This is a genomic window from Pseudomonas saliphila, assembly GCF_008638345.1.
Lineage (GTDB): Bacteria > Pseudomonadota > Gammaproteobacteria > Pseudomonadales > Pseudomonadaceae > Halopseudomonas > Halopseudomonas saliphila.
Genome location: NZ_VTVA01000038.1, coordinates 1 through 6,053, shown reverse-complemented (window position 1 = coordinate 6,053; position 6,053 = coordinate 1). Strand labels below are relative to the sequence as shown.

General features: G+C 57.9%; 4 protein-coding genes. All 4 read right to left on the bottom strand.

Translation table 11 applies throughout. The annotated features are described in order from the left end of the window. Positions 1-469 precede the first annotated feature (469 nt). The 4 genes from rfaH to FHK95_RS19770 all read right to left on the bottom strand — a co-directional run bounded on the left by rfaH (position 470) and on the right by FHK95_RS19770 (position 5,547). Positions 470-979, bottom strand: coding sequence for a transcription/translation regulatory transformer protein RfaH (gene rfaH, locus FHK95_RS19785; protein WP_150306357.1), 510 nt, complete (start codon positions 977-979; stop codon positions 470-472). A gap of 722 nt (positions 980-1,701) precedes the next feature. Then, the gene (locus FHK95_RS19780; protein WP_150306356.1) at positions 1,702-3,102 is read right to left on the bottom strand and encodes an MBL fold metallo-hydrolase RNA specificity domain-containing protein; all 1,401 of its coding nucleotides are present in this window, start codon (positions 3,100-3,102) and stop codon (positions 1,702-1,704) included. Between the two features lie 982 nt (positions 3,103-4,084). Then, entirely contained in the window at positions 4,085-4,915 is an 831-nt protein-coding gene (locus FHK95_RS19775) for a nucleotidyl transferase AbiEii/AbiGii toxin family protein (RefSeq protein WP_206668639.1), read from the bottom strand. After that, the gene (locus FHK95_RS19770; protein ID WP_150306355.1) at positions 4,912-5,547 is read right to left on the bottom strand and encodes a type IV toxin-antitoxin system AbiEi family antitoxin domain-containing protein; all 636 of its coding nucleotides are present in this window, start codon (positions 5,545-5,547) and stop codon (positions 4,912-4,914) included. Before FHK95_RS19770 ends, FHK95_RS19775 begins: the two co-directional genes overlap by 4 nt. Between the last annotated feature and the right edge of the window lie 506 nt (positions 5,548-6,053).

Here is a 6,053-nt window from a genome sequence, read left to right as displayed (position 1 = left end):
GTGGACAAACTCAATCATGGCACAAGGTGGGACGGGTCCATCTCATTTCCTACGGAAAGCTAGGTTGTATGTTTGACGATATTGCTCTTGGTCCGGTATTGCACAGTCTGCAGCCCGCGCAGACGTTGTCGTAAACATCGACGTACATTGTGGGAGGCGCGACTCGCGGCGATGGTGTCCGTTAGGACGCCTTTGGTTTTCAGTTGTTGGTGTTGCGTGCTTTGGTTAACCACCCCAGGGCGTCCTTCGGACGCCGTCGCGCCGGGGGCGACGCTCCCACGGAAGATCACTGCTAAACCGTTGTAGCTGTAGCTATTTCTTCTTCAGACACGCTACCGCCACAAGATTTTCTGTTGGTTTCTTGAGAACAGGTGTTTCGGGTTTTTTCTGACTCTGCGGGCCTGGTGAGTGCTTTAGGCAATGGCGGAGCCGGACGGAGGTTAATCCGTCTATGTGTCAGGTGTTCGGGTTAGTCTGCGGCTCTGATGCTTTTTAACGGGACGCTCAGGGTCTGCTGGCGCTGCAGTACATTCAGCAGAATGATCACCCTCTCCTCGCCATCGGCTTTGCTGAAGATGGCGTCCAGGTCCCTGAAGGGGCCTTCGGTCAGGGTGACGTGGTTGCCGGGTTTGAACAGGGGTTGGTCGGTCGTGACGGCCAGGCGCTGTTTGATGTCGTCGATCAGGCCGGAAGCAATGGGTACGGGATAATTGGCGAAGGTCACCAGGCGCAGCACGCCGCGCGTCGAGCGGATGGTGTGCCAGCTGTCGGTCAGACGGCAGAGATGCACGAACACGTAACCGGGGAAGAGTGCTTCATCGATGAGCACACGCTTGCCGTGGCGGATCGCTTCAACAGCGCGCACGGGGCGATAACAGGGAATATGCTGGTTGCGAAGATTGTCTTCAGCGCGGGCATCCTGCCTCGACTTGCACTGGACCACGTACCACTGGGGCGTGCTGATGAAGGTGTTTGGCATCCTATCCTGCTTCCGGAGCTACCCGGCGACTGCGCATTCATTGATAACCCGCACGGCGAACGGACCATAATCCGGGACCAGAATAGCGCCGTGCAACAGGCGGGCATCTTACTGTCGAGGGGCGATCGATACAAGCGGAAAAAGTTCAAGCTTGATGCGCGGATGGGGGCGTGCTAGACGTTTTGCCGCGTGTTTGACAAGGACTGCGTTGTGGCAAGTCAAGCGTAGCGGCAGGTTTCAGACGCATGCGGCGGCAAGTTGGCGCTATTCGGGCAACCAATTTTCTAACCTGCCGTTCATTGCGATGCAACACAGCGTGCCAGAGTTGGTATCACGTGATCGATTGAACCAGCTCTCTTCTTACCTAGGGATGGTCACCTTCATTGGCGTGCTGGCGTTTTTGGGCGCGGGTATGGGCGGGGCTGCGGTGTGTGGCGGACGGATTCANGTATGGGCGGGGCTGCGGTGTGTGGCGGACGGATTCAGCGTAGCGCAGGCGCACTACACCCCCAGGGGTTAGCCCAGCGCGGTATTTCTATGTCAATTCCCGGTGCGCTGGTGCTTCGTCGGCGCGTCCGGACGCGGCCCGAGGCGCACGGCAGGCAACCCCAAGCAAATCTGCGGTGCTCTCCTGGGGGTGTAGTGCGCCTGCGCTACGCCAGTTTCAGGACGCTGCCGATGCCCGAACAATGCCCGCCCGCTAACCGGGAGCCTCATTTTGGTTAAGGGATCATCACCTTCATTGCTTTGCCCTTGACTCTCGGGTGCTGCATAAGCTTTGCAGCCAAGGCTTGTTTGGCCTCTGCGTCGCCATGCACCAGCCTGACCTCCTCCGGACCGTGGCGCATACCGGTGATGAATTGGACCAGGCCTTTTTGATCGGCGTGCGCTGAGTAGCCGCCAATCGTATGAACGCCGGCATTGATATCGAGCCGCTCGCCATCCAGGTCCACAAAGCCGCCTCTGGGGCCGTATTGCTGGATTGCGTGTCCGGGTGTGCCCTGTGCTTGATAGCCGACGAACAATACGTTATGCCGCGGATCGCCGAGCATGGCCTTGAGATAATTGATGATGCGTCCGGCGTTGCACATCCCGCTGCCGGTGATAACGACCGCTGGTTGAAAGGTGTGCGCCAGGCGGTTGACCATGGCCAGGTGCTGGGCGTGGCTCTCTGTGGTTAATAGCTGATCGAAGGTCAAGGGCTTACGGCCTTGGCTGACGCGCTTGAGAGCTTCGTCGTTCCAGTAGGGTTTTAGCTCGCGGTACAGGGCGGTGAATTTGGTGGCTAGTGGTGCATCGAGGATGATCGGCAGCTTCGGCCAGGTTCCGGTACTGAGTATGTCCTCCAGCTCGTACAGCAGCTCTTGCGTTCTGCCGATGCTGAAGGCTGGAACCAATACCGTGCCACCGTCTTGCAGGGCTTGTTCCAGCACCTGCTTGAGTCGGGCCTGGCGGGTGCGCCGGTCTTCGTGATTGCGGTTGCCGTAGGTGCTTTCCAACACGACAACGTCGGCGCGGTGTGGTGGTTTCGGAGCGGGTAGCATCGGGGCGTGGGGTGCGCCCAGGTCACCGGAGAAGACGATGCGGCGCTTGAGGCCGGTGGCTGGGTAATGGATATCGCATTCGACATAGGCAGAGCCGAGTATGTGCCCTGCCCTTTGGAAGCGAATTTGGCAGGTTAGCTCTGGCTCTTCGATCAAAGTTATCCATGTTTTGTAGGAATGGCCTTGGAGGCGCTGTTCCACCAGGCCGACGAATCGGTCGGCCAGTGTGGCGTCACGTTTAACGCCGACCATGAAGGCGTCTTCCAGTACGGTAGGCATGAGTAGCGCGGAGGGTTCTGTGCAGTGGATCGGGCCTTTGAAGCCTGCCGCGATGAGCCAGGGTAAGCGGCCGATGTGGTCGATGTGTACGTGGGTGGCGATCAGGGCTTTGACGGTGTCTAGGTTGAATTCGACGTGGAGGTTGTTGGCGTCTGCGCCGTTGCCTGAGGTTTCTGCGCCCTGGAATAGGCCGCAATCGATGAGCAGGCTGGCCGTTGAGGAGAGCCATAGCTGGTGGCAGGAGCCGGTAACGCCTTTTACGGCGCCGTGGTGTTGAATGTAGGGGTATTGAGTTGGCATGTTAGCAAGTCCTTTTGCTTGGGGTGGTTGGAGTGTAGCTGAGGATCGCTGGGGTTGGCTTGCGAGGGTTGGTGTTGCTGCGGGCTTTGGCGTAGCGCAGGCGCGCTACACCCCCAGGGTACGAGCTGGTGCTCGAACGTTCCCAGGGGACCGCTTCCCACTCTGGGATCGCTGTCTTCCTGGCGAATATCATGGCCGAGGCCAGTTGCTCACTCTGAGCGAGCACCAACCCGTAGGAGCTCCGACCCCGGAGCGACGCTGGCTGAAAGCCAGTCAACCGAGCAACCCCACAACCAAGGCGCCCTGCGGACGCCGTCGCGGCGAGGGCGGCGCTCCTACGAAAACCCTAGCCGAAGCCAGTTTGCTCACTCTGAGTGGACACCAACCCGTAGGAGCTTCGACCCCGGAGCGACGCTGGCTGAAAGCCAGCCAACCGAACAACCCCACAACCGGGGCGTCCTGCGGACGCCGTCGTGCCGTGGTCGACACTCCTACGAAAACCGCTAGCCGAAGCCAGTTTGCTCACTCTGAGTGGACACCAACCCGTAGGAGCTTCGACCCCGGAGCGACGCTGGCTGAAAGCCAGCCAACCGAACAACCCCACAACCGGGGCGTCCTGCGGACGCCGTCGTGCCGTGGTCGACACTCCTACGAAAACCGCTAGCCGAGGCCAGTTTGCTCACTCTGAGTGGACACCAACCCGTAGGAGCTTCGACCCCGGAGCGACGCTGGCTGAAAGCCAGCCAACCGAGCAAGCCTACAACCGGGGCGCCCTGCGGACGCCGTCGTCCCGACGATTCGGCGCCCCGAGGCGACACTTGTATGGTTTTCCGNGGCTGAAAGCCAGCCAACCGAGCAAGCCTACAACCGGGGCGCCCTGCGGACGCCGTCGTCCCGACGATTCGGCGCCCCGAGGCGACACTTGTATGGTTTTCCGGCAGGTCCAAAATGGACCTGTCAGGGTGGGGGGGGGCAAAACCTGCTACTGAAAACGAATCATCCGAATGAGCTGTAAGAAATAGTCCTGCGACCAGATATCCAGCTGCGCCCGAGTCTTGATAAAGCGCGCCACATCTTTTCTTGCGGATTCAACATCAAGTGAGCGAATGCGTGCTTCAAGCATTCCCAAAAAAGCTTCCTCTGTCAGGACTTCACCATCCAGATCACCGCTCTGCCTGGCCCTTTCGGCAAAGTGCTCCAGACTTAAGGGGCAGCCTCGACGGATGTACCATTCAATGTCGAACCAATCCCTGCCTTTGACCCGATTTTTCCACCGCCGAAACAACAGTGCATGCATCTTTCCGGCAAAAAGATCTGGCAGAGCAAAGCATTTAACGTAGAACGAGTACGGCTGCAAAAGCAGCTTTTCCTCATGGACGAAGCCCAGCGGTGGATCGGTATCCACTTCGAACTTGATTTTGATAAGTTTCTCACCGGCGATGCGCAGGTCATACACGCTGGCAGTTTTCTTCAAAAAGGCCGAAGCAATATCAGATCTGGCAGCCTTCGGCTTCGCCGAGATCTCCACTTCAAAACCAAAGGGGGCAAACTCTGACTGCATTGCATTGAAATAAGGGTCAAGAGCAAAGCCGGGGTTTGGCTGCAACAGGGAGAAGTCCAGGCTTTCCGAAAACCGCGGCAGCTCGTGGAAAATGCGCAGGCATGTACCGCCGTAAAATGCAGCCACGTCAAAAAATCCGCCACGATATAACCCGGCAAGCGCGATTTGCTGCATCACCTCACGCAACGCATGAGTACGCGCCTCGTTGCTGTCCTGAGGGTAACGCTGCAGCATCTGCTCAATCACTTTCATTTGAAACCCTCCAACACTTTGCACAGGGCTCGCAGCTGCCGTGGTTTGTGGCCTGTGGCCAAACACTGGTGGAACGGCTCCAGGTTCAACTTACTCAGCACGTGAAAATCAATTCTCAAGTCGTCCTCCAGAAAAACGTGCATCGTTCGGGCTGTTGTAGCGCGCAGGTTACGGGTGAAGAGCACTTTGTCGCACAAGGCTTTCTCCGGGCTGGCTATCAGAAAATGGCTGTCGTCCGGATTACGCTCCATCACAATGCCGATGCCGTACAGGTCGGCGAAGGTACGCGTATAGGAGAACCTGCCCAGCGGCGTATCGTATCGGCGAGCACGGCGCGTCGTGACCGAACTGACTTCAAATACGCCTTCAGGGATCAAGCCGTGCCAGGACAATGCGAAGTCCAGAGAGACATATGACGGGCCGTATAGGAGGTTGCCGACCAGGGGTAATGAGACCGCGGAGGTACGATGTTCGGTACCCAAAACATACAGCCCTTTTTTAAGCTGCAGGAGATCACCGCTTGCCAGCATGTGGGCAATTTTGTCGTTGGGTCTGCGGTATTCCCTTAGATAAGACAGAAGCGTTCCATGATTAAAGGGAATACTGCCCAAGGACCGAATTTGTTTGTTCAAGCGCGCACCTTTGACGTTTTTTACATGGATAATCGGATAATAGTCGATTATCTATGCAAAAAAATAGCAATCAGACCCTGAGTTGGCTGCTCTATCGATGGCGTGCGGCCCACTACCCCAAGGGTACGAGCTGGTGCTCGAACGTTCCCAGGGGAGCCGCTTCTTGCTCGGAGGTTGGTGCTTTCCTGGGAAATATCATGGCCGATGCCAGTTTGCTCACTTTGAGTGGATACCAACCCGTAGGAGCTTCGCCCTCGGAGCGACGCTGGCTGAAAGCCAGCCAACCGAGCAGCCCAAAAACCGGGGCGTCCTGGGGACGCCGTCGTGCCGGGGTCGACACTTGTATGGTTTTCCTGCAGGTCCAAAATGGACCTGTCAGGGTGGAGGGGCAAACGACCCTTCCGACCGTTCGGTACGGACTGTAGGAGATTCAGCCCCACCCTCACCATAACGCCAATAGAGAATCCATCGGCAGAGCGTCGCCCGCTTTGACCGACGATATGTAG

What these genes read in the sequence shown, in the direction of transcription:
- rfaH (WP_150306357.1), bottom strand. Translation starts at nt 979, where the DNA reads ATGCCAAACACCTTCATCAGCACGCCCCAGTGGTACGTGGTCCAGTGC.
- FHK95_RS19775 (WP_206668639.1), bottom strand. Translation starts at nt 4,915, where the DNA reads ATGAAAGTGATTGAGCAGATGCTGCAGCGTTACCCTCAGGACAGCAAC.
- FHK95_RS19780 (WP_150306356.1), bottom strand. Translation starts at nt 3,102, where the DNA reads ATGCCAACTCAATACCCCTACATTCAACACCACGGCGCCGTAAAAGGC.